Consider the following 26016-nt stretch of genomic DNA (forward strand, 5'->3'; position numbering starts at 1 on the left):
CAGGCCAAGGAAATTCATTCGGATGAATCGCCATGGCCGGAACCCTCTCGCTCTCGAACGTATCCCGGATTTTCGGAGACACCCGCGCGGTTGACCGCGTTTCGCTCGACATCGCGCCGGGCCAGTTCGTCGGGGTGATCGGTCGCTCTGGGGCGGGCAAGTCGACCATGCTGCGGCTGGTGAACCGGTTGATCGACCCAAGCGAAGGGTCGATCTCGTTCGATGGCACGGAGATCACGGCTCTCAAGGGCAAGGCGCTGCGGGCATGGCGGCGCGACTGCGCGATGATCTTCCAGCAGTTCAACCTTGTCGACCGTCTGGACGTGCTGACCAATGTCCTGATCGGACGGCTGGCCGAGCATGGATTCTTCAGCTCCATGGCGATGCGGTTCACGGATGAAGAGCGCACGATGGCGCTGCAGGCGCTCGACCGGTTGGATCTTGTCCCACAGGCGCTGCAGCGCGCTGGCACGCTTTCGGGGGGGCAGCAGCAGCGTGTGGCCATTGCCAAGGCCCTGGTGCAACGGCCGAAAATCATGCTCGCGGACGAACCCATCGCCTCGCTTGATCCTGCCAATGCCACGCTTGTCATGGACGGGCTCAAGCAGATCAACACCGAAGACGGGCTGACCGTTCTGGTCAACCTGCACACGCTGGACACCGCACGCGCCTATTGCGACCGCATCGTCGCGATGCGCGCGGGGCGCGTGTTCTTTGACGGAACTGCCACGCAGCTCACCGATGACGTTGTCCGCGACATCTACGGGACCGAAGGCCTGCGTGACTTCAACGAAGCCGTGACCTCGACGCAACGGATCGCGGTGACTGCCTGACCTGAAACATCCAACTCGACTGCCAAAATCAACCAACGGGGAGATGACCCATGAAACTGCTCACCACATCGGCGCTTGTCGCCATCATGGCAACCGCAGCCACAGCAGAAGGCTGGAAAGACGATTACCAGGTTCTGAAGTTCGGCATCCTGTCCGGCGAGAACGAAAAAGACCGCCTGATGCGCAACGAGCCGCTGCGCGTCTACCTCGAAGATACGCTGGGTGTTCAGGTCGAAATCTTCACCGCGGGCAATTATGACGGCGTGATCCAGGCGCTCGCCGCCAACCAGATCGAGATCGCGCGTCTTGGCTCTTCGTCCTACGCTGCCGCCTATACGGCAACAGAGGGTGGCGTCGTGCCGACGCTGACGTCGCGCAAAACCGATGGGTCCACCGGCTATTTCTCGATTGTCGTCACACGCTGTGACAGCGGAATCACGTCTTTGGAAGACGCCAAGGGCAAGGTCCATGCCTTTGCGGACCCAGACAGTACCTCGGGCTATGCGGTGCCGTATTACAACATGATCACGCGTGACGGGTTCAAGCCGGAAGAGTTCTTCGGCACCGTCACCTTCTCGGGCAGCCACGAAGCCGGTGTGAGCGGGGTGGTCAACGGAACCTTCGACACAGCCGCGACCTATCAGAACAATGATGTCGACGGCATCTATCAGCGTATGGAAGAAAAGGGCATGATCGAACCCGGTCAGGTCTGCAAGATCTGGGAAAGCCCGGAAATCACCTCCGGCCCGTGGACATTCCGCAAGAACCTGCCCGAAGCGCTGATCGAAGACGTGACAGCCGCGATAGAGAGCTTCCCGGACGCCGATCCGGAGGGCTGGAAGCTCTATTCGTCCTGGACCGCGGACGATCCCAACCCGGAAGCCGGTTTCCAGCGCGTCAACGCCGAGCGTTACCAGTGGATCATCGACATGCGCGCGTGGATCAAGGACCAGCGTCGTTCGGGGTCGTGATCCATTGACCTGATGGGGAAGCCGCGCTTCTCCACGCCCATGGTGCCTTTCGGGCGCCATGGGTGACGTTTGCATGGCACGGGTCCCGCCCGGGCCATTCGCGCCACGACCGGAGTACAGCATGTCCGCAACAGCCGATTTCCCCGATCTTGCCCGAACCGACCGCGCGGCGGCCCTGTCGGCCTTCGAGGCGGAGTTCGCAGCGCAGCGCCGGTATGCGCGCCGTGCCTGGGCCATCGGCGCCGGTCTGTTCCTGATCGTTTTCCTGCTGACGGCGTGGATCGGCGATTTCTTCAAGGTCACGCAGGTGACCATGCCGGACGGATCGCGCGACTGGCGCTGGATCATCCCGGCGGGCATTCCGCGTCTTGGCGAATATATCGAAAAGACCATCCCGACCCTGCGCTGGGAGACCCTTGGCGCGGATTTCGCCAACTGGTTCTGGCGCTGGAAGATCTGGATGGAGCTGTTGTTCGAAACCGTCCTGATCGCCTTCATGGCGACGGTGTTCGGAGTGATCGGCGGGTTTCTTCTGTCCTTCCCGGCCTCGCGGAACCTTGCGCCCAACACATGGGTCCTTTGGATCACCCGCCGCTATCTCGAGATCGCGCGGACCGTGCCGGAGCTGGTCTGGGCGCTGATCTTCGTCTTCTGTTTCTCCGTCGGGCCGATGGCCGGGGTTCTGGCCATCGGGCTGCATGCGGCGGGCGCTCTGGGCAAGCTGTATTCCGAGGTCAACGAGAACATCGACATGCGCCCGCTCGAAGGTGTGAAAGCCGCCGGTGGCACGTGGTTCGACCAGATCCGCTACGGGGCGGTGCCGCAGGTGATGCCCAACATCATCAGTTACACGCTGCTGCGGTTCGAGATCAACGTGCGCGCCTCGTCGATCATCGGCTATGTGGGTGCGGGTGGTCTGGGGCAGGAATTCCGCACCGCCATGAGTTTTCAGGAATACACCGACCTTTCGGCGCTCTTCGTCATCATCTTCGTGACCGTGATGATCATTGACTACGGGTCGGAAAAGCTGCGCCACCGGATCATTCACCTTGAGGAGACCCAGCCATGACCGTCACCCCGGAGCAGATCGCCGAGGCACGCGCAAACGTTCCGCTGGCCTTTCAGGCCCCGTTGCCGGTGCGCCTGCGCCGCTATGCGCTCTGGGCGTTTTTCGTGGGGCTGTTCTGCTGGTGCCTTTACGATTTCAACTTTTCGCCCGCCCGCATCTGGGAGGGGCTTGGGCGCTTCGGCACTGTCGCAAGCTTCATGTTCCCGCCCTATATCTGGACCTCTTGGGCCGAGTTCTCGGAAATCCTCAATGGTCTGGGCGAGACCCTCGCGATCGCCTTTCTGGGCACGGTGCTGGGCGCGGTCTTTGCCTTTCCGCTGTCCTTTCTCGGGGCCAAGAACATCAATCGCCTGAACTGGCTGCGCCTGTCGACGCGGCGTGGCTATGACGTGATCCGCGCCTTCGAGACGCTGATCCTTGCGCTGATCTTCATCCGCGCCTTCGGGCTGGGGCCGCTTGCGGGCATCCTTGCCATCGCGGTGAGCGAGATCGGCACCTTTGCCAAGCTGTTCTCCGAAGCTATCGAGAACACGTCGAACAAACCCGTTGAAGGCGTCAAAGCCTCGGGCGGATCGCGGTTGCAGCAAATCCGTTTCGGCATCGCCCCGCAGGTCAACCCGGTGATCCTGTCGATCCTGCTCTACAACTTCGAGTCCAACGTGCGGTCGGGCACGATCCTTGGCATCGTCGGGGCTGGCGGGATCGGGTTTCTGCTGTCCGACCGCATCGCGGCCTATCGCTGGGGCGAGGCGTGGTCGATCATCTTCCTGATCATCGCCATGGTCTACGTGATCGACTGGCTGTCCGGCCTGATCCGGCAACGGCTGATCGGAAAGACGGACCTGGCGAAGTGAGCCATCCGCGGCGGATCATGATCATTGGCAGCGCGGGGTCTGGCAAGAGCACGCTTGCGCGGCAGATCGGGGAGGCACGGAAGCTGCCCGTCTATCATATGGACCGCGAAGTATTCTGGCTGCCGAACTGGGTGGAACGGAGCAAGGATGATCAGTTGCGGCAGGTCGAACGGATTGTCGCACTCGACGCCTGGGTGTTCGAAGGCAACAATTCCCGCACCTTCCACTTGCGTGAAGCGCGGGCCGACATGCTGATCTGGCTGGATGTCGCGCTCTGGAGGCGGGCTCTTCGGGTGCTGCGCCGATCCCTGAGCCACCGGAGTGAGGCCCGCCCGGACATGGCCGAGGGCTGTCCCGAACGGCTGCGGATGCTGCCGGGGTTTCTGTGGTTCATCCTGTCGACTGCAAGCGAGGGTCATCGCAAGCAATCGGACTTTTTCAACAGGTCTGCGCTCTGCAAGATCCGGCTGACCGGACTTCGCGCGACGGACACCTTCCTGGAGACCCTGACATGAGTGGCGCTGGATCGAAGAAACACCTCACCGAAGCCCCGAACATCCATCCCGAAGCCAGCGTTGTGGACTGCGAACTGGGGGCTTGGACCGAGGTGGGCAAAGGCACGTCGATGCGGGCGTCGACCATGGGGGATTGGTCCTACATTACCCAGGATTGTCATGTCGTATGGACCAGCATCGGCAAGATGTGCTCGATCGCGAATTCCACGCGCATCAATCCCGGCAACCATCCGACATGGCGCGCAGTCCAGCATCACAGCGTCTACCGGGCCGAGGCCTATGGGCTTGGCGAGGACGACCACGACTTCTTTGACTGGCGCAAGTCGGATTGGGTGACGATCGGTCATGACGTGTGGATCGGCCACGGTGTGACCGTGACGGCAGGTGTGACCATCGGGACAGGGGCCGTGATTGGTGCGGGGGCAGTTGTGACGCGCGATGTCGCGCCCTATACGGTTGTGGGAGGCGTTCCCGCACGCCCGATCAAACGCCGCTTCACCGAGGCTCAGGCCGAGGCGCTGCAGGAGATCGCGGTCTGGGATTGGCCAAGAGAGAAATACAAAGCGGCATTGCCGGACATACGGGCGCTCGACATCGATGCCTTCATTGAAAAATATCGCCGCTGACCCGCCGCCCGAGCAACCTGCGCGCCGCATTTTCGATACCGGGTTCCTGTTCCTTGCGCTTTCCGCGCTTCTGGCTGGCGTGCTGGTTGTCGTGCTCAAGGGGTGGGACCGAGCGGCTGAAATCGCGCTGTCCGAGCTGTGGTTCATGACCGTTCTCGCCCCCAAGATCGCGGCCGGCATGTTCATCGCGGCCACGCTGCCGCTGCTTCTTCCGCGCGACAAGGTGGCGATCTGGATTGGCCGGGAAAGTGGCCTTCGAGGGCTGCTTCTGGCCGCTTTCGCGGGAGCAGCGATCCCCGGCGGTCCGGCAATGACCTTTCCGCTGGCGGCGAGTTTCGGTCTTGTCGGCGCGGATGTCGGTGCGATCATGACCTTCGTCAGCAGCTGGGCACTGCTCAGCCTGAACCGCACGCTGATCTGGGAGTTTTCCTTCCTGCCGGTCGATCTGGTCTGGTGGCGCATTCTTTTGTGCCTGCCGGTGCCGATCCTGGTCGGGATGGCGGCGCGGGCGGTTTTCGGTCGGAGTTCCGAGTGAACATTCTCATTGGAACAGTCCTGCTGGGTGCCGTGGCGCTGTGGCTTTACTGGCGCCTGCCCAATGCCGAATGGCGCGCTGCCGGGATGGCGAATGCGTGGCGCATGGCGCAGTTCACCGCCCCCCGGATCATCGTGGCCCTTCTGGGGGCCGGGTTTTTTGCCGAGCTGCTGCCCCCCGAGCAGGTGCGCGCACTTTTCGGAGAAGGGGCCGGGGTGTCGGGTGTTCTTCTGGCAATTGCCTTGGGTCCCATCACGCCGGGTGGCGCTTTTGTGGCTTTTGCGGTGGGGGCGGCGGCACTCAAGGCGGGGGCCACATCGAGCCTTGTCGTCACCTATGTCACCGCGTGGTCGCTCTATTCCGCGTCGCGGTTTCTGGCCTATGAACTGCCCCTGATGGGCCGACAGTTGGCCTTGCGTCGGTTGATCCTGTGTCTGCCGGTGCCCTTCGTGATTGCCGGTGCGGCGCATGTCTTCTGATCGGGCCGGGATTGAGCCGCTGCTCGTGCGGCCGACCCAGAGGCATCTCGAGTCCTACCGGTCCGCTTTGAAGACAGGGTGGTCGCCGGACAATCTGCGCCCCAAGGCCGCCGAAGAACAGCTTGCTGCACTCGCAGCTGACCCCAAGGCATTCCTTGACCGAATGCACGACCCCGAGGCCAAGGGGCCACCGGTACGGCTGCCCGATGGGTCCGAAGTGCCGCGCTTGCCAGGTCTGCGGCGCTGGATCTGGCAGGACGGGTTCTGCGGAAGCATCGGCTTGCGCTGGCAGCCGGGCAGCACTGACCTGCCGCCCCATTGCCTTGGTCATATCGGCTACGCGGTGGTTCCGTGGCGGCGGGGCGAGGGGCTTGCCACGCGGGCTATGATCGAGTGTCTGCCGCTTGCGCAGTCCTATGGCCTGACCCATGTGGACCTGACCACTGACCCGGACAACCTCGCGTCGATCCGCGTCATGGAAAAGGCCGGTGCGCGGTTCGTGAAGACCTTCACGCGCGTCGATGCATTGGGTGGTGCTACAAGCGTGCTGTATCGAATTGACCTCTGACAGGAGCCTGTCTGCATGCCCGACAGTCAGATTGACACCGACCGTCTGATCCTTATCCGTCCGGCGCCGGAGCATCTTGACGCCTATGTCTCATACTGTGCCAGTGCGCGGGCGCGGTTTGTTGGTGGGCCGTTCGATGCCACCAAGGCGTTCGAGAAATTCTGTGCCATGGCCGGGCATTGGACGCTGCGGGGGTTCGGTCGGTATGTCGTCACGCTTCGGGATGGCGGACGGGCAATCGGCCATGTCGGGGCGTTGCAGATCGACGCTGCGGATCCGCCCGAGATGACCTGGAGCCTGTGGACCGACACCGCCGAAGGCAAGGGGATCGCGCACGAGGCGGCTGCGGCGTATCTTGCGGGTGCCAAAGCGCGGCTCGGTCTTTCCGAGGTGATCATCCGGATCGCCGAGGGCAACATCCGGTCGCACAGTCTTGCCCGTCGGTTGGGAGCGACGCTGGATGAGAGCGCTGTTGCGCCCGGTTGGATGCCGGACGCCGTGACCTACCGCCTGACGCTCTGACGTCCTTCAGTGGTGCGAAGACAGCCGGTTTGCACGGGCATCAGCCTGCGCGCGCGCAATCCAGTTCTGGATTTTCTCTTTTGGCGCTCCCGAGAATTCGGCTGTGCCATTGGTGTCGAAGATATGCTTCCGGGGGTCGAAAACACGTGGGGAACGGGCGGTGTCTTCCTTGATCCAGACGGCAACAACTTGCTGCGCTTCATCAAGTTCCGCGATGTAGTAGGTCATTCGTCAACCATGATCGTGTCGCACCCGCAGGACGCTAGGCAGCCGGTCACGATTCGGCAAGCGCGCGCAGCCGCGACTTTGGTCACACGGCCAACCCCAGGTCCTGCAAGGCCTTGAATCCCTTGGGAATGTCCATCTTGTCGCGGAGTTCCAGAACAAGGTGAGGCGCAGTGCTGCACGCGCCCAAAGCCCGGAAAACGGCGGTCCATTCGATCTCGCCTTCGCCGGGCGCCCAATGCCGGTCTGCATGGCCGTCGACGTCCTGCAGATGCACATGGGCCAGTTGGTCGCCCGCGTCGCGGACGAAATCCTCGACCGGCGGGGCGCCGGACATGCGGCGTGCAAGCTGCGCATGGCCCGTGTCGATGGACAGCGCGATGGCGTTGGAGTTGAAGCTGTCCACCATGGCGCGGCGTGTTTCGGGGCGCACATCCTGGATGTTCTCGATCACAAGGGTCTGACCGGCCGCTTCGGCTGCCTCCACAACCGGGCGCAGGGTGGCATGGATCCGGTCCAGCTTGGCCTCGGCATAGCCTTTCCAGCTGAAGACATTGTTCTGGAACCAGAGCGTGTAGGGGGAATGCAGCACCATCTGGCGTGCCCCGATCCGGTCCGCGGCTTCGAGCGCCTTGAGCAGACGGGCCGTGATCAGCGGTTGCAGAACCGGATCCTTGTTGTCGATGTCCAGCCCTTCGAACGGGCCGTGGATGCCGACGCGGCCTGTATGCCCGTCCAGAGCCGCCCTTACGGCTGCGATGCGGTCCTCGTATTCGGTTGTGAGGGCGGCATGGGACATGAAATCCTGAATTTCGATGTCGCGGTCTGCGTCGAACAGCCAATCGCGGTGATCCGCGATCTCGGCGGCTTTGAGGCAGGCTCCGATCTTGAGCGGGGTCATGCGGGCGTCTCCTTGAAGCATGGTCTGCAGTCAGGTCGTCATGGCACGGCACTGCAACCGCGCCATGACAGAGGGTCTATCCTGCGGGCTGGCCGCGATAGGCCGGGCGTCCCGCCACCCATGTGCCGCGAATGGCTGGCGGATGACCGTCGGGCCAATCCACCAGCACGAGATCGGCGCGGTTGCCGACGGCGATCACGCCGCGATCCGTCAGGTTCATGGCCCGCGCTGGCCCGGACGACACCAACGACCAGAGGCGCAGACGGTCGGCGCGGCGGTCGGCGTCCAGACGGGACACGGCCGCGAGCATCGCGGGGTAGAAGTAATCCGAGGCCAGTGCATCGCAGAGCCCGGCCTCGACCATGTCGCCCGCCGCCAGAGAGCCGATATGGCTGCCCCCGCGCGCGGCATTCGGCGCGCCGAAGATGATCGTGTCGCCATGGGCGCGCGCAGCCTCGGCAGCTTCCAGCACCATCGGGAATTCGGCCACGCAGGCACCCCGGTCGCGGAACCAGGCGCGGGTTTCGGCGCGCGTGTCGTCATGGCTGAGCATCGGCGCGCCTTTTGCACGGGCCATCGCCGCGACGGTTTCGATGGCATTCGGCACGTCACTGCGCCGGTCCCAGATCTCCCCCAGCAGGGCAATGTAATCGTCCTCGCTGATGCCCGAGCGATGGGCCTTGGACGCCGTGCGTTTGCGCATGCGGTCATCATCGAGTTCGGCCACCGTGAAATCCGGGCTGAATTCGAACGCGCGATCCTGGATCGGCACGTCATAGGCCCGCATGGTCATGGACGTGTGATCGTTGAAGGCAACCGACGGCAGCAGCGGTGCGTCCAGCGCCCATTCGATTGTTTCGAGCGCCTCGAACGCGAAGGTTTCCCATCGCAGTTGCACGCGGTTCTCGACCAACAGCCTGGGGGCGAGATCGCGGATCGCCTGCATGACCTCACGTCCTCGTGCCACATCGCGCAGGCCCGGTTCCCAGCCCAGCGTCAGGGCGTGATAGGCCGTTGCGATCCCGTTTGTGGCGAGCTGGCGGTCGGTGTCGAGGACGGCGGCTTCGGTCGGGAAGAACACGCCGGGTCGGGGCATCAACTGCCGTTCGAACGCATCGCCATGCACGTCGATCAGGGCAGGGGCCAGAATGAGACCGCGCGCGTCGATCACCTCGCCCTGCCCGGGGCCGCCGATTTCGGCGATGTTGCCCTCCGCGATGGTGACGGTCGTGTCCTGGATGCCGTCGGGCAGATAGACCTGCGCGCCTTCGAAACTCTGTATCACAACCGCTCCATCACAAGGTGCCAATGCCATGAGCCGGGTGTCTCATGTTCGCGGTCTTCGAGCCAGCGGCATTCGAAGCCGGAAAACAGCGCCAGCAGTTCTGCCGCTGTGCAGAAGTAATGCGGATGCATCTTGTCCGTCCCCGGCGCGTCGAACACCCAGGCGTTTCGACTGATCTCGCGTCCGGGGTATTTCGCGGTTTCGCAGGGCAGCCTGCGTTTTGACAGCATGGTGCCAAGATAGGTGCCGCCGGGCTTCAGCACGCGGCGGATGTCGCCGATGGTGCGCAGCAGGATGTCTTCATCGCCATGATAGATCACGTTCCAGCTCAGGACGTGATCGAAGCTGTGATCCGCGAAGGGCAGCGCGTGCATGCGCGCCTTGACGGTTTCGACACCCCCGATACGGTCGATCTCGGCCAGTCCTTCCGCCGCGGCGTCCAAGGCCACCACGTCGAACCCCTGCGCCGCCAGCCAGAGCGCATGCCGCCCGACGCCCGCGCCCAGATCGAGGATGCGCGCACCGGGGGCGAGCCCTGCGGCCCAGCTTTTCACATCCTCTTCCGGGGTCAGCCATTTGCTGCCCGCTTGGATCCCGGCCCACTGGTCGTTCCAGTGCTGATCCGCCGTGTCTGTCTTCACTTTTGTTCTCCGATAATGCGTGTGCGGGCCCAGCCCGAGAGGTGTTCGATGGCGATGACCACGACCGCGATCATCAGGATCACGGTCATCGCGGTCGGGTAGTCGAAGAGATCAAACCCGACCTTCAGCTCGATCCCGATGCCGCCCGCGCCGACGAGGCCCAGGATGGTCGACGACCGCACCGCCTTTTCAAACGCGTAGAGCCCGGTCGAGACAAAGGCCGGCATGGCTGCGGGAATGGTCGCGCAGGCGACCACGTCGATCTTGCGCGCGCCGGTTGCGGTCAGGCTTTCCGCAGGCCCTTTGTCGGTCGCTTCCATGTCATCGGCAAAGAAGCGGCCGCAAAAGCCGATCGTGTCCACCGCGATGGCCAGCATGCCCGCAAAGGGACCAAGACCCACTGCCACGACAAAAACCAGTGCCCAGGCAATGTCGGGCACCGCGCGAATGAACCCGAGGATGGTGCGCACGATCTGGTTGACGGCCGGACCCGCGATCAGCCCGCGCGCGGCCAGAAGGGCGATGGGCACCGACAGGATCACGCCGATCACCGCACCGGCCACTGCGATCTGAAGAGTCTCGACCATCTTCCAGTCCAGTCGGGCCAGGACCTGAGGTTCGAGATTGGGCGGAAAGGCCCGGGTGGCGAAATCGGCAAAGCGTGGTGGTGCCGTCATCACCTTGTCGAGCGAAAAGCCAGCGCCTGCGAGACACCAGAACAGGATGACAAGGCCAAGGACATAGCCCAGAAACGACAGCGCCGAAGGGCGTTCGATGCGGGCCGGAGCGAGTTCAGTCATAGAGCCCTCGCAAATCCGAAGGTGCCAGTGATGCGGCGGTCGCGTCGAGTTTCAGCTGCCCGTTGGACAAGCCCAGAACGCGGTCGCCGAACCGCAGCGCATGTTCGATATTGTGTGATGTGAAGACAACCGTGACGCCTTCGTCCTTCACCAGACGGAAGAACAGCGCCATGACGTCTTCCCCCGCAGACGGGTCGAGCGAGGCGCAGGGCTCGTCGGCGAACAGAACCTTGGGGCGGCTGACAATTGCGCGGGCGATGGCGACACGCTGCGATTGCCCGCCCGACAGCCGGTCCGCGCGGCGGGTGGCGAAGTCGGCCAGCCCGACCTTGCCCAGAGCCTGCATCGCGGCCAGGCGCGAGGCCTCGGGGGCGAGCATGTGCGACCAGTGCCGCACGCCCGGCGATTGGCCCAGAAGCCCGTGGATCACGTTGGAAAGAACCGACAGGCGAGGCACGAGGTTGTGTTTCTGCGACACGAGGCCGACCTGTGCGCGCAGTCCGCGCAACGCGGCGCCCTTGGCACCTGAGGTTTCCTCGCCCAGAAGGTGAACGCTGCCCGAACTGACCGGGATCAGCCCCATGAGACAGCGCAACAGGGTCGATTTGCCCGCGCCATTGGCCCCCACCAGCGCGACGGCCTCGCCGCGGGCAAGACGGAAGCTCACATCCTCGAAGATCGCCGTCTCGCCAAAGCGCTTGGCCACATGGCGCGCTTCGATGTCGACAGGCGACACCAGGACGCTGCGCGCCCCAGGTACCACCGGCTGCACGCGAGGTGCAGCCGGGTCCTTGAGACCAAGATCACTCACCGATGAAATTGTCGAATTGCGGGTAGCCCGCATTGGCATACATCGAGCGCACGTAGTCATAGGCGCTGTCCTCGATCGCGACGAGGTCCATGCCGACATATTTGTCGTTTTCTTCATGTGCGGTGATGCCTGCGATGATCTGCGCCTTGTTGTCGAGGATGGCGTCGCGCACCTTCATCGCCGCGTCCTGCGGCACATGCGCGCCGACCATGATCATGTCATTGGGCAGGTCGCCCGAGCGCGCGATCATCTTGAAGAACCCGTAGGGCAGTTCGTCCTGACCGTTCCGCACACCGACAAAGGTGCCCGCGTTCATGCCAAGCGCGTCGATATCGCCGTTCTTGAGCGCCTCGAACGCGATGTTGCGCGAGGTGTGGGTCTTTTCGATGTCGTTCACCGGATCGACGCCGTAATCGGCCAGCAGCTGCATGGGGCAGAGCATGTTCGACGTCGAGCCGATGTCGCCGAATGCAACCTTCTTGCCCTTCAGATCGGTCGGCACATTGAGGCCGCTGTCGGCGCGCACGACGATGGTGCAGTGGTAATCCGGACGGCCGAGGCCAATCAGGGGTGTTGCGTTGGTCAGTTTGTTGATGACGACGTATTCGGCCGGGCCGGAGACCACGAAATCCACGGTTTCACCGCGCAGGGCTTCTGCCGCTGCCGTGCGAGAGTTGACCGGGAAGAACTCGAATGTATCCCCGGTCGCGTCTTCCAGCGCGGTCTTGAACGGACCCCATTCGAGCTGCAGGCGCTCCATGCCTTCGACATCTGTCACGGCGAGCTTCCAGGTCTCTGCGGTGGCACCGAAGGCGGTTGCCGCAGCAAGGCCCAGTCCGAGTACGAGTGATTTGAATTTCATGACAGCCTCCGTTGGTCATTCATCCGAATGAATCACCGCAGGCTGTGGCAATCGTTCAAAGCTTTGATGAAGTGTTTGTAAAACTTCCCGCTCCGGCCGGTGGCCGGGGGTTCATGCGTGGGTCACGACGTTTCCGGTTCCAGCGATTCCCGCGCGTAGAACCGTTCGGCGATCCGGACCGCGCGGCCGGTGCGGAAGAGTTCCGGCATGCTCCATTCCGGTTCGTCCCCGGCAAAGAGGTCAAGAAACGCAATCGCCAGCGACGGGTCCTTTTCCACATTCTCGCGGAAGCTCCACCAGGTGCGGCTTTCATTCAGGCGGTCGCTGGGATGCTGTTCGGAGTGGAAATCTGTTTCGAGCACAAGGCCCCGCACATTCAGGCAGAACGCGACATAGAGATAGCCTTCAGGCCAGAAATAAGCGGGGTTCGAGTCGTCCGCCGAGTCGGGCCGGCTGATCAGCGCGACAGGCTTGTGCTTGATCAGCGTCCGCAGCATCAGCCCGGCGGCGAAGCCGACATAGGCGGGCTTGTCGTCATCCCGTGTCGGTTTTTGCGCTTCGAACGCCTTGAGCCATTCGGCAAAGACCTGCGCCAGAGCCCCGCGATCCACCGAGAACGCATTGCCGGTCTGGGCCTCGGTGTTGCGCACCTGCTGGTCGAACGCGTCCACGAACCAGCGCAGCCGCTGGGCGGATTTGCGCAGCGGCTGGTCTGGGCTCTGTGTTTCGGGAACCGGCATGGATCGGGGTCCTACAAATGCGATGACGTGTCAGAAAGGAAATCGGCAAACGCACCGGGATTGCCAAGGGCGCTCGCGGCCTCGGTCTGCAGGGCCCGGACCAGAGCCATGGACAGATCGAGCAATTTCTCCTCCTCCACAAGGTTCTCGGCACGTTTCGAGGCCAGCCAGACCGCGATGGCGACGAGGGCAAGATCGACCTCGGTCTCTTCGGCGTCGGTGATGCCGCGCGCAAGACCGGGCATGAGGCCGATGGCCGAGGACTGGCGCAGGTCCAACACGATGGCGGCGGTGTTCTGACATCCCGTCAGGGCGCTGTCCCGTCCCAGACGCGACAGGCGGTCGGCGACGATGGTCTCGCTGATCAGATGGCGGTGTTCCACGCTGGTCTCGTTGAGATGCTCCCAGGCATAGACGATCACCCGCGCGGCGGCTGGAACCCCGGAGGGATCCGCCGTGCTGCCGGTTGCAAACTCTGCGGCCGCGCGGATCTGGTCCATGTCGATGGGTGCATGGATCAGGCGCTTGCCCGCCTGCTCAAGCGCCTGCATGGCGTGCTGAAACCGGCTGCGCAGGGGCTCGGGCAACAGTTTGGCGGCGGGTTCGAGCATGTCTTCGGTTGCATCCGCCAGCGAGGCCACCCCCCGCAACGCATCGCGGATCGGCATGTTGAGGTCGGGCAGAAGGCTGAATTTCCGTTGATTGGCAATCATGATGTCCACCTGTGGTTCGTCATGCTAGCACTTGCGGGGCGGCTGATCTAGGCGTGGTGCAGGCCATCTGCCTGCCGAAGCGGAGCGCCGTGTCGCACACCGTCCGCCGCGATATGTCCCGGTTCAGGAATGGCTCTCCGCCCGTTCCACCGTGCGGTCGGGCTGTTTTTCGGCGGTCTCCAGCAGCGTGCGTGCCGTGATCTCGTCCGTGATGAGAACGGTCGGGACAAGCGACGTGATCGTTGCACGCAGGATCTCGATCTTCTCGCGGCCGCCGGACATCAGGATCTTCTTGGGGATGCGCTTGAGCCGGTCCAGCGACATGGAGATCGAGCGCTGGTTCACCGGGTGGTCGATGACGTTCCCGTCGCGGTCAAGGAAGTGGTACAGGAAGTCGCCAACGGCCCCAGCCGCGATCAGCGACTGGCGGTCCGATTCCGTGATGTGGCCGGACCGGTAGGATGTGGTGAGCGACGTGATCCCGCCGCAGGACAAAAGCGCGGCGTCGCAGGCTTCGGCCAATTGCAGGATCTGATCAAGGCCGCAATTCTCGAGCAGGGCGTGGCGGGTCTGCGGCGAGTCGACAACCGCCGGGGCCGAGATCAGGTATCCCTCTGCCTCGAACAACTCCGCGAATTGCCAGGCGAATTCCGCCGGGTTGAACCGTCGGGCCTGGGCAATGCCGCCCAGCAGCGACACGACGCGGACGTCCGACAGGGGGCGTTCCTCGATATAGGGGAGCATCGCATGCAGCGTCTTGCCCCAGCCCACGCCGATGGTCATTCCGTTCCGCATGAGCTCGGACACATAGGTGCCCGCGGCCGACGCAATGACACGCGTGGGATCGTCTTCCATCGCTTCGAGCGGAGCGACGATGGCCTGTTCGAGGCCGAAGCATTCCTGGAGCCTTTGCTGGAGTTCCACCAGTACGGTCAGTTCGGATTTGATCCGAATGACCACCTCGCCGCGTTTCTTGGCTTCCGACAGAAGACGCGTGACCGTGATGCGGTTGATGCCGAGTTTTTTGCCGACATCGGATTGGGTCATCCCCTCGATGTAGTAGAGCCAGGCCGCGCGCACCCGAAGCTGGTCCTGCGATTTAGCCATCGGTTCGCCTCCTGCTGATCCGGCCTGCGCCGCGTGTCTTTTAGGGATAGCCGAAGTTTTTGCCGGGTGACAATGAACATCTGATCAAACACTTGACGCGATGATCCGCCCGACAGCGTCGCTGCATTCGATCTGCGGCATGTGCCCGATCCCGTCGAAGAGGTGCAGCGCCATGGTGCCCGGCGCGCGCAGGGCGTGTTTCCAGGGCAGGATCGCGTCCTGTTTGCCCCAGATGATCCGGGTGGGCGTGTCGATCCGGTCCAGCGCCGCGCGCAGGTCGAAGGCCTGTACCCCGTCTGGAAAGAGCACGTCAGCCAGCCGCGTCTGAGCCGCGCGCAGGTTCGGGTCGGCGCGCCCCGCCATCGCCAGCCGCACGTAGCTGTCGGTGATCAGGTCTTCCTCCGCCACGAGACTTCGCAGCCATGGGCCCAGACTTTCGGCGCGCGTCGCGCGGCAAATGCCGGACAGCGCCGCCCCGTTGATGTCGGGCCCCAGACCGGCTGGCGCAATCAGGGTGAGCGAAGACAGACGCTTGGCGCGGGTGTCGGCCAATGCAAGGCTGATCGCACCGCCAAGGCTGTGACCGACCAGATGTGCTGTCTCGAGGCCCAGACCATCGAAGGTTCGGCGCACCTCGCGGACCAGATCGGCAAAGCTGTCGATGCGCAGCTTGGGCGATTTGCCATGTCCGGGCAGGTCAATGCGGATGATCGGTCTGTGCTTGAGATGCGCTTCGACGGCGGCCCAGGACGTGGCGTCGTTGGCAAACCCGTGGATCATGACGACGGGAGTACCGGTGCCGCCCTTGGAACGGGTCACGGCCAGATCGCCGGTTTCCGCCTTGAACGACGCGGGAGCGGTTGGGGCAGGGCGCGCCTCGCCCTGTTTGAGGATGGTCTCCACATCCAAAGCCTGAACCCGTCCGCGCGGGCCGGTTCCGATCAGGTCGGCAATGCGCAGGCCCGCTTCCGCCGCAAGCGCCCGGGCGCGCGGTGTGGCACGCACCTTGTCGGTTGCGGTGTCGGTTTCGACAGCTTCGGCGGCTGTGACCAGCTCCAGTTCCGGCTCGGCCTCTGCGCTTGGTGCCTGCGCAGGCTCGGGCTTGGCATCAGCCTCGGACTGGCCCGCGAACGGGGCGGGTTGCGGCCCGACGTCTTCGCCGTCCGCATAGAGCCAGGCACAAGGGGTGCCGATGGGGATTTGCATCCCTTCGGGCGCGGTGTGGTGAAGAATGCCATCACCCGGCGACTCGACCTCCATCGCGGCCTTGTCGGTTTCGATGTCGAACAGCGGATCACCCTTGGCCACGCGGTCGCCCTCGGCGACGTGCCACGACATGATCTTGCCCGTGGCCATGTCCATGTCGACCTTGGGCATGATGACTTCGGTGGGCATCAGACGCGTCCCTTTGCTAGATTGCGCGCGGCCTCGAGAATGTCGGGCACCTGCGGCACAACTGCCTTTTCGAGCTCCGGATTGTAGGGGATCGGACACTCCGCACCGCCCAATCGGATGATCGGCGCATCGAGATAATCGAACGCATCGCTTTCCGCGACCATGGCCGACACTTCGGCGCCCACGCCCAGCGTCTTCACGGCTTCGTAGACGCAGATCAGCCTACCGGTCTTGCGCACCGACGCCAGAACCGTGTCGCGGTCCATCGGGCGAATGGTGCGCAGGTCGATCACCTCGGCGTCGATACCGTCCTCCGCCAGTTTGGCCGCCGCGTCGAGAGCCTTGTGCACCATGATCGACGTGGCGACGATAGTCAGGTCCTTGCCCTCGCGCATGACGGCCGCCTTGCCGATGGGCGTCGTGTAGTAGCCCTCGGGCACATGCGCCTTCATCTTGTAGAGCAGCTTGTGCTCGTAAATCATGACGGGGTCGGGATCTTCCAACGCGGCCAGCAACAGGCCCTTGGCGTCTTCAGGCGTCGCGGGCTGTACCACCTTGAGACCCGGCACGTGGGCTGTCCACGCCTCAAGGCTCTGGCTGTGCTGGGCGGCCGCCCCGGTGCCCGAGCCTGAGGGAAAGCGCATGACCACGGGAACCGAAACGGCACCCCCCAGCATGTAGCGGATCTTGGCCGCCTGGTTGACGATCTGTTCCATCCCGAGTGTCGCGAAATCCGAGAACTGGAATTCGAAGATCGGACGCAGCCCGGTCATTGCGGCCCCCACGGCCACACCGGCACCGCCAAGTTCCGAGATCGGCGTGTCCATGACGCGGTCCGTGCCGTATTTCTCGACGAGATCACCGGTAACGCCAAAAGCTCCGCCGTAAACGCCGATGTCCTCGCCCATCAGGATGACACGTTCATCGCTGGCCATGGCGAGGTCCATCGCCTCACGGATGGCTTCGGCATAGGACAGCTCGCGCAGATCGGTCTTGCTGTGCATGTTCATGATGCAGTCACTTCCGTGTAGACGTCGCGCGTCACTTCCTCGATTTTCGGATTGGTGCCCTCGGTCGCAAAGGCGATGGCCTCTTCGATGATCCGGGCGGCATCGGCTTCAATCCCCTCCACTTCGTCGGGTGTGGCGATCTTGTGATCCACCAGCAGCTTGGCCATCGCGGCGATTGGATCGCGGGCCTGCCATTCGGCAATCTCTTCCTTGGTGCGGTAGCGATTGCGATCCGACTTGGAGTGACCGCGCCAGCGATAGGTCAGGTTCTCGACCAGGCTTGGCCCTTCGCCGTTCCGGGCCCGTTCGACAGCGGCGTCCACGGCCTCGGTGACTGCAGAGAAATCGTTTCCGTCCACCGTCACGCCGGGCATCGAATAGGCGGCCGCGCGTTCGGCGATCCGCTTGACCGAGGTCGAGCGCTCGGTCGATGTGGACATGCCGTACTTGTTGTTTTCGCAGACAAAAACCACCGGCAGCTTCCAGACCGCCGCCATGTTCAGCGCTTCGTGGAAGGCGCCTTCATTGTTGGCACCATCGCCGAAGAAACAGATCGTGACCGCGCCGGTCCCCAGCCGTTTGGCCGACAGGGCCGCGCCCACTGCAATGGGCAGCCCGCCCCCCACGATACCGTTTGCACCCAGATTGCCCTTGCTCGGGTCCGCGATGTGCATCGAGCCGCCGCGTCCCTTGCAATAGCCGCTTTCCTTGCCGAAGAACTCGGCGAACATGCGCGACAGGTCGGCCCCCTTGGCAACGCAATGGCCGTGCCCGCGATGCGTCGAGGTGATCTTGTCCTCGTCCGTGAGGGACATGCAGGACCCGACGGCGGACGCCTCCTGGCCGATGCTCAGGTGCATCGTGCCGTGGATCAGGCCGCGCATGTAGCTGTCTTCCGCACCTTCCTCGAATTTGCGGATCAGGTACATCTTCCTGAGAGCCTCTTTCAGCTCGTCCGCACTGTATCGCGCGATGGCGTAGGGCGTGTTGTTGGGTGTCACGGTGTCACGCATTGAGAAGGTCCTTCCCGTAGAGCATCATGTCCTGGCGGCGGCGCAGTTCGACCAGCCGGGATTGCGGCAGGGTGGCGTTGGCTGCGGTGATCAATTCACCTTTCCTGATCGGCGCCGTCACCGTGGCGCCGGTCAGCATGCCGGCGGGCAGGGCGCGGGCGTCCTGAGCGCGACCGACCTCCATCGCCCAGGCGCGGTAGGTGTATTCGCCGATCTGGTCCAGCGTGTCGCCGGGGCGCAGGTCTTCCTTGGCCAGAGCGCAGACCTCGACCACCGGCTTTTCGAGCGGGATCATGTCCGCCTTGCCGAAAAGCACGGCCCGTGCACAGGACAGCGGCACCTCGAGCGAGGTCAGGTGATAAGGGCGGATGAACTCGTAATAGGGGCCATCGCCCATCTTGAGGTCCTTCATCCGCTCGTGGATGCGCGGATGTTCCGCCTCGACGATGCAGAAGACGCCCGGAGACACGCCCTTGCCGATGGAGTAGTCCACCCGACCGATGCCGGATAGCAGTCCGCCGTCCTTTTTGGGAATGAGCACCTTGGCGAGCTCTTTGGGGCCGGCGGCCGGGCCGTGCATGCCGTCCACATCGGGGATCAGCCCGGTGGCGTTGCCGATGGCGGCCATTTCGACCGCCGTCTTCGATCCGTCCACGAATTCCACCAGAAGGCGCGGGTTCATGTTCCGCCGTTTGGCTTCGGCTTCGTAGGCGTCGGGAGTGGCGTCCACGTTGAGCGGGTTGTTCTTGCCTTTCCCGGCGCAGACCACCTTGTGGCCCATGGCGGTGACGAATTCGATCAGTTCCATGCAGGACGACGGCTCGTCCCCTGCGCCCAGCGTGTAGACCACCCCCAGCTTTTCCGCTTCGCTGCGCAGGTAGGCGCCGATTGTGACGTCGGCCTCGACATTCATCATGACCAGATGCTTGCCGCGCTCCATCGCGCGCAAGCCGATCTCGGCTCCGACCGCAGGGATGCCGGTTGCGTCGATGACCACGTCGATCAGGCCGGATTCGAGGATCAGGTCAGCGTTGTCGGTGATCGCCGTCTTGCCCGATTCGACGATCGCGTTCAGCCCGTCGGTCGTGGTTGCATCCTGGCTGTGACCCTCTTCGCGGCAGGCGATGGACACCGCCTTGTGGGCGTTCGGGATATTCAGTTCGGAAATCGCGGCGACATCGACGCCGTCCATCATGGCAGCGCGTGTGACGATGTCCGTGCCCATTTCGCCCGACCCGATCAGGCCGATGCGAACGGGTTTGCCGGAGGCGGCCCGTGCAGCGAGGTCTTTGGCCAGACCGGTGAGTGCGATGTTGGAGGCCATGAGTCTTTTCCTGTCCAAGAAGTTTGGCTGCAATATCCTGAACTTTTGTTTGTCGGTCAAGCATAGTGTTCAAGTTGGTCAGAAAAGTTCTTGACGATATCCCGTTTCGTGAACAATGGTTCAATGGCGGAATTAGGTGTTCCGGCGAATTTGTGGGTCCTGGGGGAGAGTTTCAGGGCGCGCAAAGGTCGGTGCACCACGCCATCAAGGGAGGAAAAATGATGGAATTCAGAGGAAGACTATCCAGACGGTCGTTCATGGCGAGCGCATCTGCCATGGGAATCGCGGCAACCGGATCGACCTGGGGCGGCAAGCTCCTTGCGGCGAGCCACCTGCCGGATCCGCAGAGCGTGCTCGATGGCATTTCGATCTCGCAGTACGTGCGGGCGGATTACCGCGATCTTTACGGCATGTCGGATGACAAACCGATCTGGGACAACAGCAAGGACTGGATTCGCACCGTCGATTGGGAAAAGGTCCGCTCCGAGCTGGCGGGCACAACCGTGCGGTTTGCCGTGGGTGCGGCCGACGCCGAATCCGCCGCCGAAGGGCTGGTGCCGTTCGAGGCGCTGTCGGGCATCACCGTCGAGCTGGTCCCGATCCCGGATGACAGCTTCTACGACAAGGCGCTTGCGGAATTCATTTCGGGCAATGCGTCCTTCGACGCGCTGCAGTTCTTCTCGCCATGGCTTGGGGATTTCGCGGCGCCCGGCTTCCTGTATCCGTTGCAGGATTTTGCGGACAAGTGGAACCTGCCGCTTGACGACTTCTATGACACCTACCGTCTGAACTACGGCTATTTCAACGGCCAGATGTACGGCATCCCGTTCGACTGCGACATCCAGATGGTTCACCTGCGCAAGGGCTATGTCGAGCAGGTTCTGGGTGGACCGATCGACAAGGTGAATTCGGTTCCGACCTATGACGAGCTGATCCGCCTCTCCGCCGAACTGAACCAGGTGGAGTCGGGCGTGTCGGGTGTTGGCATCATGGCAGCACCGGGCTTCTGGTCGACCTACACGTGGGAACATATCGCGGCTCAGGCCGGGATGATGCTCTTTGACGAAAACTGGGAGCCGATTTTCAACGGCGATGCCGGGATGAAGGGTCTCGAGATCCTGCTGGCACTGTCCAAGAACGCCAACGAAGGGCACGCCGGTGCAGGTTGGCCGGAAAACCGTGCCGCCTGGCTGGGCGGGCAGGTGGCCACCAATATCAGCTGGCAGGACAGCGGTACGCAGGCGATGCGGCCAGACCAGTCGCAGATCGTGGACGATTTCGTCACCATCTACGAACCGCGCATCTCGGGCGGTCGGTTTGCCCCGCCGAACATTGCAGGCTCGACCTCCTGCGTGTCCGCGTCGGCGCAGAACCCGGAAGGGGCGTTCCTGATGCTGGGCTTCCTGACCACCGCGTCGATCATGGCAATGAACGAAGCCAACGCGAACGGTGTGGCGCCGGGCTACAAGTCGGTTCTGGAAAACGAGAACCTGCACGAAGTCTCGCAGCCTGCGAAGGTCTGGGGCGACAGCCTGCATCACGCCTGGTGCAGCCCGCGCCTGCCGGGGGCGTTCCCGATCGAACAGGCCATCGGCAACGAGATCAACCGCGCCGTGGTTGGCCAGATCACCGCGAAGGAAGCGCTCGACAACGCGGCCGCGGCCGTGAAGCAGATCATGTCGTCGAACGGCTTCTATCAGGGCAATGATCCGGTACAGTACGCTCAGGCGGCGCCCGGACTCTATGTCGGTGAAGGCAAAGCCCTTCCGTTCTAAAGGTCTTAGACCAACCGTAAACAGGACAGGATCGAGATTGTCATGAGCAATCCTGCACTGTCGGAAACCGGGGCGGCAAACGCTGCCCCGGCACAGCCGACGCACCGCAGTTTCAAGCGCCGCAGCAAACGCATGAAGGCTTTGCTGCCTTACATGCTTGTCGCGCCGGCTGTTCTTTACCTGATGCTGATCACGCTCTACCCGGGCATTTTCGCGATCACGCAGAGTTTCTATAACGTCAAGTTCGGACCGTGGCAGTGGGCCGGGTTCGACAATTACACGCGGCTCATGGGCGACTACCAGTTCTGGGGCGCGCTCTGGAACACGCTGGTGATCGGATCAATCTCGCTGATCCTGCAATGTGTGATTGCGCTGGCGCTAGCGTTCTACGCCTATCGCGACCCGTGGGTGCAGGGCTGGCGGATCATCTTCCTCATTCCGATGCTCTTCATGCCATCGGCGGTGGCGTTCATCTACAAGCTGGCTTTCCTCGACGCGCGCGTGGTGGCGGACCTTCTGATACGGGTCGGGGTTCTCGACGGGAACGTCGCGTGGCAGTCGTCCACATGGCTCAGCCGGATGATCCTGATCATCGCCGATGTCTGGCAGTGGACTCCGTTTCTTTTCATCATCTTCGTCGCCGGTCTTCAGGCGCAGGATGAAGAGGTGGAAGAGGCCGCGCGGCTCGATGGCGCGTCGTGGTATGCGATCTTCTGGAATATCTCGCTGCCCATGATGAAGCCGATCATCGCCGTCGCGCTGATCCTGCGGGCCATCGACATCACGACGATGTTCACAAACGTCTTCATCATCACCAAGGGCGGACCGGCCTTTGGCACCGAGACGATCAGCTATTTCATCTACCGGACGGGCTTCAAGTTCTTCAACTTCGGCTATGCCTCGGCCGCGTCGGTGATCATGCTGATCATCACCATCCTCATCGCGCAGTTTGTCGTCAAACGCGCCTTTGTTTCGGCGAGGGACTGAGCCATGGCCTCTCAACGCAAACGCTCCCGCGGCGAAAGCCTTGCCCTGCGCTATGCCATTCTTGGCGCATGGGCGCTGTTCTGCCTCGTGCCGGTTCTGTGGTTCCTGTCCATCGGCCTGCGCCCCCGGACCGAGATCATCACCCCGCAGCCGATCTACTGGCCGACGTTCAGCCTCGATGCCTGGCACATGATCTGGGAAGACTGGCCGATGGGCAAATACCTGCGCAATTCGGTGCTGGCCATCATCGGGTCGGTAATCATCGACCTCGTGTTGGCGATCCCCGCCGCCTATTCGCTGTCGCGCTTCGAATACAAAGGGCGGGACGACATCGGGTTTTACATCCTGTCGACCCGCATGATGGCCCCGGCCATCGTGGCGGTGCCGATCTTCTTCCTCTTCCGCAATTTCGGGCTTCTGGACACGATCTGGGCATTGATGCTGATCTATGCCGCGATCAACCTGAGCTTTGTGACCTGGATCATCCGGTCCTACATGCTGGACATCCCGAAGGAACTGGAAGACGCCGCCAAGACCGACGGGGCGGGGGAATTGCGCATTCTCTGGGAAATCATCATCCCGGCGATCCTGCCGGGGATCATCACGGCGTCCGTGATCGCGATGATCTTCGCGATCAACGAATTCCTCTTCACGCTGCTCATCGCCTCGACACCTGACGCCTATACGATGTCGGTAGCTTTGGCGAACTTCACCGGTGGGTCGGATGGCGTGATCTACAATGCAATTGCGCTGGTCGCCTTCCTGGCGTTCCTGCCGGTGTTCCTCGTGGTCGTCCTGATCCAGAAACACCTCTCACGCGGCCTGACCATGGGGGCCGTCAAAGGATAAGACATGGCAAGAATCCAACTCAAAAACATCCAGAAACGCTGGGGCGCCGTCTGGGGTGTCCGGGACGTGAACCTTGACATCGCGGATGAGGAATTCGTTGTCTTCCTCGGCCCGTCGGGCTGCGGAAAGACCACCACCATGCGCATGATCGCCGGCCTCGAAGACCCATCCGAAGGCGAGATCGTCATGGACGGCGAGGTGATGAACGACATTGACGCCCGCGACCGGGACGTGGCGATGGTGTTCCAGGGCTACGCGCTCTATCCGAACATGACGATCTACGAAAACATCCGTTTTCCGCTGCGGATGCGCGGCGTGCCGAAAGAGCAGCATGACACGCTGATCAAACGGGCGGCAGAACTGGTTGAACTGACCGAATATCTCGACCGCAAACCCAGCGCTCTGTCTGGCGGCCAGCGCCAGCGCGCCGCTCTGGCCCGCGCCATCGTCCGCCAGCCGCATGCGTTCCTGATGGACGAGCCGCTGTCGAACCTCGACGCCAAGCTGCGCCAGCATATGCGCGTACAGATCAAGCACATCCAGCGCGAGCTGAAGATCACCACCGTTTACGTGACCCACGACCAGATCGAGGCGATGACTCTCGCGGACCGGATCGTGATCATGGACAAGGGCGCGATCCAGCAGATCGGCACGCCTGACGAGATCTACAACGATCCGTCAAACACCTTTGTCGCCAATTTCATCGGTGCACCGCCCATGAACCTGATTGCGGGTGTGATGGAGCAGGGCATCTTCACAGCGCCCGGTGTCCGCGTCGAGGGGCTGCCCGCCAAACATGACGGCAAGGTCACTCTGGGCGTGCGCCCCGAGGATTGCGCGGTGACGGCCGAGGCCGGTCATCTGACGGGCAGCGTCTACGGGGTCGAGCCGACGGGCGACATGACCTATCTCACGCTCAAGGCAGGGGACAAGCTGATCGAGGTGAAGGCCCATCGCGACTATCGCGCGGACTTGAACTCTGACGCGTCTGTGGGCTTTGATCCCAAGCGGATTTACCTTTTCGATACGGCCTCCGGACAGCGCCTGCGCTGACGCCGGACAGGATGGAGCAAGACCCATGACCTTCGACTACACCTCAATGGGCTTTCACACATTTGACGCGCTGTGCCGCCCGGTGACGGAAATCCCGCCCGGCGGAAGCACATATTTCGTCGATGAATTTACGTTGGCCGTGTCCGGCGCTGCTGGGTCAGCGGCCATTGTCGCGGCCAAGCATGGGCTCAAGGTGCAGGCCGTGGGAGGTGTCGGCGATGACCTGATGGGCGATTGGGTGCTCCGCCGCTTTGGCGATTTCGGCGTCGATACCGAGATGATGCAGCGCATCCCCGATATGACCACCTCGTCCAGCGTTGTGACCACCCGTCCCGACGGGGCACGTCCCGCATTGCACAAGCGCGGGGCCACAGCCGGGTTCTACATCACCGACGACATGGTGGACCGGGTTCTGGACACCAAAATCCTGCACATCGGCGGCGTCGGCCTCATGGACGCGATGGACCAGGGGCGCAATGCCGAACTTCTGGCCGAAGCCAAGGCGCGCGGCATCACCACCACGCTGGATGTCTTCGCCTCAACCCCCGAGGATTTCCCGCTGATCCGCCCGCTTCTGGCGCATACCGATTACTTCATGCCCTCCGAGGAAGAGGCGATGGCCCTCTCCGGCATGACCGATTACGAACAGATCGCCGCGTTCCTGCTGGATCAGGGCGTCGGTGCCGTCATCCTGACGCTTGGCGCGGATGGCGCCATGTACCGCGATCAGCGCGGTCAGAAGATCGACATCCCATCCTACAAGATCGACGTGGTCTGCACCTGCGGCTGTGGGGATTGCTTCAACGCGGGTTTTGCCACCGGTCTGCATCTGGGCCGATCCATCGAGGATTGTATCCGCTTCGGACAGGCATCCTCGGCGCAGAATGCGATGGGGCTTGGCTCTCAGGCGGTTGTGTCCTCGCTCGAGAACACCATCGCCTTCATGGAAACCACACCGACACGCGCCTAAACGGTTAAGCCGCTCAAATCGGTTGAGGGCGATCATCTCGTCTGCGCTGAAATTGCAAAACTGGGCGCAAAGTGAGCCGGTTTCCGCGCCTGAACAAAGCCGCAGGTCTCAGGGCCAGAATGATCGTCAAGACTTCTCCGAAGGTGCCGTGTCCACCTCAGAAAGACGGGCCACTGTCTTGTCCATCGCACGGCCGATATGCGCCTTCATCTCGTCTTCGGCCCGCGCCACGTCGCCCTGCAACAGGGCCTCGATCACCCGGCTGTGTTCCGTCCACGAGGTCTCTGCCGACACGACGCCACGCACGACCACGGCCATGGACCGGCGGATGTGGTGCCAGTTCGTGCGCATCGTTGTCTGAATCGTGTCATTGCCCGCCCAGGTGTAGATCATCTCGTGAAACTCGAAATCGACGGCGATCTGCCGATGCGGATCGTTGGAGCGCACGGCATTCCAGCCCCGCTCCAGCATCGCCTGCGCCACCTTGTCCGCATTCGCCGGTTTGCGCTCATGTGCGAGGCGGATCGCGAAGGGCTCGACGGCGCTTCGGAATTCGTAGATCGACAGGAACTGTTCGGGGCTG

General features: G+C 62.9%; 30 protein-coding genes. 15 read left to right on the forward strand and 15 right to left on the reverse strand.

Features of this window, described 5'->3' with window-relative positions; translation table 11 throughout:
* The first annotated feature begins 32 nt into the window (after positions 1 to 32).
* From phnC to MRY75_RS05870, 10 genes are all read left to right on the forward strand, one after another.
* Positions 33 to 833: a phosphonate ABC transporter ATP-binding protein gene (gene phnC / locus MRY75_RS05825; RefSeq protein WP_292306200.1), complete on the forward strand. Its 801-nt coding sequence runs from the start codon at positions 33 to 35 to the stop codon at positions 831 to 833.
* Positions 834 to 883: 50 nt separating this feature from the next.
* Complete coding sequence (gene phnD, locus MRY75_RS05830; RefSeq protein WP_292306201.1) at positions 884 to 1804, forward strand: phosphonate ABC transporter substrate-binding protein; 921 nt, start codon at positions 884 to 886, stop codon at positions 1802 to 1804.
* Positions 1805 to 1925: 121 nt separating this feature from the next.
* The gene (phnE, locus tag MRY75_RS05835; RefSeq protein ID WP_292306202.1) at positions 1926 to 2873 is read left to right on the forward strand and encodes a phosphonate ABC transporter, permease protein PhnE; all 948 of its coding nucleotides are present in this window, start codon (positions 1926 to 1928) and stop codon (positions 2871 to 2873) included.
* The gene (gene phnE, locus MRY75_RS05840; protein ID WP_292306203.1) at positions 2870 to 3727 is read left to right on the forward strand and encodes a phosphonate ABC transporter, permease protein PhnE; all 858 of its coding nucleotides are present in this window, start codon (positions 2870 to 2872) and stop codon (positions 3725 to 3727) included. The genes phnE (MRY75_RS05835) and phnE (MRY75_RS05840) overlap by 4 nt, the downstream gene beginning before the upstream one ends.
* A gap of 17 nt (positions 3728 to 3744) precedes the next feature.
* Positions 3745 to 4242 (forward strand): AAA family ATPase, encoded by a 498-nt coding sequence (locus MRY75_RS05845; RefSeq protein WP_292306204.1) that lies wholly within the window; start codon positions 3745 to 3747, stop codon positions 4240 to 4242.
* Positions 4239 to 4868 carry a DapH/DapD/GlmU-related protein gene (locus MRY75_RS05850; RefSeq protein ID WP_292306205.1) on the forward strand — a complete coding sequence of 210 codons (630 nt, stop codon included), beginning with the start codon at positions 4239 to 4241 and terminating at the stop codon, positions 4866 to 4868. Before MRY75_RS05845 ends, MRY75_RS05850 begins: the two co-directional genes overlap by 4 nt.
* Complete coding sequence (locus MRY75_RS05855) at positions 4840 to 5403, forward strand: hypothetical protein (RefSeq protein ID WP_292306206.1); 564 nt, start codon at positions 4840 to 4842, stop codon at positions 5401 to 5403. Before MRY75_RS05850 ends, MRY75_RS05855 begins: the two co-directional genes overlap by 29 nt.
* Positions 5400 to 5882, forward strand: coding sequence for a hypothetical protein (locus MRY75_RS05860; RefSeq protein WP_292306207.1), 483 nt, complete (start codon positions 5400 to 5402; stop codon positions 5880 to 5882). The genes MRY75_RS05855 and MRY75_RS05860 overlap by 4 nt, the downstream gene beginning before the upstream one ends.
* Positions 5872 to 6450, forward strand: a complete 579-nt coding sequence (locus MRY75_RS05865; RefSeq protein ID WP_292306208.1) for a GNAT family N-acetyltransferase — start codon at positions 5872 to 5874, stop codon at positions 6448 to 6450. Before MRY75_RS05860 ends, MRY75_RS05865 begins: the two co-directional genes overlap by 11 nt.
* 15 nt (positions 6451 to 6465) lie before the next feature.
* Positions 6466 to 6972 carry a GNAT family N-acetyltransferase gene (locus tag MRY75_RS05870; protein ID WP_292306209.1) on the forward strand — a complete coding sequence of 169 codons (507 nt, stop codon included), beginning with the start codon at positions 6466 to 6468 and terminating at the stop codon, positions 6970 to 6972.
* A gap of 6 nt (positions 6973 to 6978) precedes the next feature.
* Here the strand turns inward: MRY75_RS05870 and MRY75_RS05875 are convergent, their stop codons facing one another.
* The 14 genes from MRY75_RS05875 to MRY75_RS05940 form a co-directional block, all read right to left on the reverse strand.
* Positions 6979 to 7200: a hypothetical protein gene (locus MRY75_RS05875; protein WP_292306210.1), complete on the reverse strand. Its 222-nt coding sequence runs from the start codon at positions 7198 to 7200 to the stop codon at positions 6979 to 6981.
* Between the two features lie 82 nt (positions 7201 to 7282).
* Complete coding sequence (locus MRY75_RS05880) at positions 7283 to 8098, reverse strand: sugar phosphate isomerase/epimerase (RefSeq protein WP_292306211.1); 816 nt, start codon at positions 8096 to 8098, stop codon at positions 7283 to 7285.
* 76 nt (positions 8099 to 8174) lie between these two features.
* Entirely contained in the window at positions 8175 to 9413 is a 1239-nt protein-coding gene (locus MRY75_RS05885; RefSeq protein WP_292306212.1) for an alpha-D-ribose 1-methylphosphonate 5-triphosphate diphosphatase, read from the reverse strand.
* Positions 9380 to 10024 (reverse strand): class I SAM-dependent methyltransferase, encoded by a 645-nt coding sequence (locus MRY75_RS05890; protein ID WP_292306213.1) that lies wholly within the window; start codon positions 10022 to 10024, stop codon positions 9380 to 9382. The genes MRY75_RS05885 and MRY75_RS05890 overlap by 34 nt, the downstream gene beginning before the upstream one ends.
* Positions 10021 to 10824: a phosphonate ABC transporter, permease protein PhnE gene (phnE, locus tag MRY75_RS05895; protein ID WP_292306214.1), complete on the reverse strand. Its 804-nt coding sequence runs from the start codon at positions 10822 to 10824 to the stop codon at positions 10021 to 10023. Before phnE (MRY75_RS05895) ends, MRY75_RS05890 begins: the two co-directional genes overlap by 4 nt.
* The gene (locus MRY75_RS05900) at positions 10817 to 11635 is read right to left on the reverse strand and encodes an ATP-binding cassette domain-containing protein (RefSeq protein WP_292306215.1); all 819 of its coding nucleotides are present in this window, start codon (positions 11633 to 11635) and stop codon (positions 10817 to 10819) included. The genes phnE (MRY75_RS05895) and MRY75_RS05900 overlap by 8 nt, the downstream gene beginning before the upstream one ends.
* Positions 11628 to 12497 (reverse strand): PhnD/SsuA/transferrin family substrate-binding protein, encoded by an 870-nt coding sequence (locus tag MRY75_RS05905; protein WP_292306216.1) that lies wholly within the window; start codon positions 12495 to 12497, stop codon positions 11628 to 11630. The genes MRY75_RS05900 and MRY75_RS05905 overlap by 8 nt, the downstream gene beginning before the upstream one ends.
* A 122-nt stretch (positions 12498 to 12619) precedes the next feature.
* The gene (locus MRY75_RS05910) at positions 12620 to 13237 is read right to left on the reverse strand and encodes a hypothetical protein (protein ID WP_292306217.1); all 618 of its coding nucleotides are present in this window, start codon (positions 13235 to 13237) and stop codon (positions 12620 to 12622) included.
* Positions 13238 to 13248: 11 nt separating this feature from the next.
* Complete coding sequence (locus tag MRY75_RS05915; protein WP_292306218.1) at positions 13249 to 13950, reverse strand: hypothetical protein; 702 nt, start codon at positions 13948 to 13950, stop codon at positions 13249 to 13251.
* A 123-nt stretch (positions 13951 to 14073) separates the two neighbouring features.
* The gene (locus tag MRY75_RS05920) at positions 14074 to 15057 is read right to left on the reverse strand and encodes a sugar-binding transcriptional regulator (RefSeq protein WP_292306219.1); all 984 of its coding nucleotides are present in this window, start codon (positions 15055 to 15057) and stop codon (positions 14074 to 14076) included.
* 84 nt (positions 15058 to 15141) lie between these two features.
* On the reverse strand, positions 15142 to 16452 hold the full coding sequence (locus tag MRY75_RS05925) for an acetoin dehydrogenase dihydrolipoyllysine-residue acetyltransferase subunit (RefSeq protein ID WP_292306220.1): 1311 nt from the start codon (positions 16450 to 16452) through the stop codon (positions 15142 to 15144).
* Positions 16452 to 17462, reverse strand: coding sequence for an alpha-ketoacid dehydrogenase subunit beta (locus MRY75_RS05930; RefSeq protein ID WP_292306221.1), 1011 nt, complete (start codon positions 17460 to 17462; stop codon positions 16452 to 16454). Before MRY75_RS05930 ends, MRY75_RS05925 begins: the two co-directional genes overlap by 1 nt.
* A complete protein-coding gene (locus MRY75_RS05935) occupies positions 17459 to 18475 on the reverse strand; it encodes a thiamine pyrophosphate-dependent dehydrogenase E1 component subunit alpha (RefSeq protein ID WP_292306222.1) in 1017 nt (338 codons plus the stop codon). The genes MRY75_RS05930 and MRY75_RS05935 overlap by 4 nt, the downstream gene beginning before the upstream one ends.
* Positions 18468 to 19799, reverse strand: coding sequence for a homoserine dehydrogenase (locus MRY75_RS05940; protein WP_292306223.1), 1332 nt, complete (start codon positions 19797 to 19799; stop codon positions 18468 to 18470). The genes MRY75_RS05935 and MRY75_RS05940 overlap by 8 nt, the downstream gene beginning before the upstream one ends.
* Before the next feature lie 257 nt (positions 19800 to 20056).
* Here MRY75_RS05940 and MRY75_RS05945 point away from each other — a divergent pair, with 257 nt between their 5' ends.
* From MRY75_RS05945 to MRY75_RS05965, 5 genes are read left to right on the forward strand one after another with little or no spacing between them, the layout of a single operon-like run.
* Positions 20057 to 21574 (forward strand): extracellular solute-binding protein, encoded by a 1518-nt coding sequence (locus MRY75_RS05945; protein ID WP_292306224.1) that lies wholly within the window; start codon positions 20057 to 20059, stop codon positions 21572 to 21574.
* Positions 21575 to 21616: 42 nt separating this feature from the next.
* A complete protein-coding gene (locus MRY75_RS05950; RefSeq protein ID WP_292306225.1) occupies positions 21617 to 22561 on the forward strand; it encodes a carbohydrate ABC transporter permease in 945 nt (314 codons plus the stop codon).
* A 3-nt stretch (positions 22562 to 22564) separates the two neighbouring features.
* Positions 22565 to 23410, forward strand: a complete 846-nt coding sequence (locus MRY75_RS05955) for a carbohydrate ABC transporter permease (RefSeq protein ID WP_292306226.1) — start codon at positions 22565 to 22567, stop codon at positions 23408 to 23410.
* A 3-nt stretch (positions 23411 to 23413) separates the two neighbouring features.
* Complete coding sequence (locus MRY75_RS05960) at positions 23414 to 24463, forward strand: ABC transporter ATP-binding protein (RefSeq protein WP_292306227.1); 1050 nt, start codon at positions 23414 to 23416, stop codon at positions 24461 to 24463.
* 25 nt (positions 24464 to 24488) lie between these two features.
* Positions 24489 to 25433, forward strand: a complete 945-nt coding sequence (locus tag MRY75_RS05965) for a carbohydrate kinase family protein (protein ID WP_292306228.1) — start codon at positions 24489 to 24491, stop codon at positions 25431 to 25433.
* A gap of 126 nt (positions 25434 to 25559) precedes the next feature.
* Here the strand turns inward: MRY75_RS05965 and MRY75_RS05970 are convergent.
* Positions 25560 to 26016: GntR family transcriptional regulator (locus MRY75_RS05970; RefSeq protein WP_292306229.1), on the reverse strand; the 457-nt coding region annotated here is incomplete at its 5' end.

The sequence above is a fragment of the Marivita sp. genome, from assembly GCF_022763305.1.
Lineage (GTDB): Bacteria > Pseudomonadota > Alphaproteobacteria > Rhodobacterales > Rhodobacteraceae > Marivita.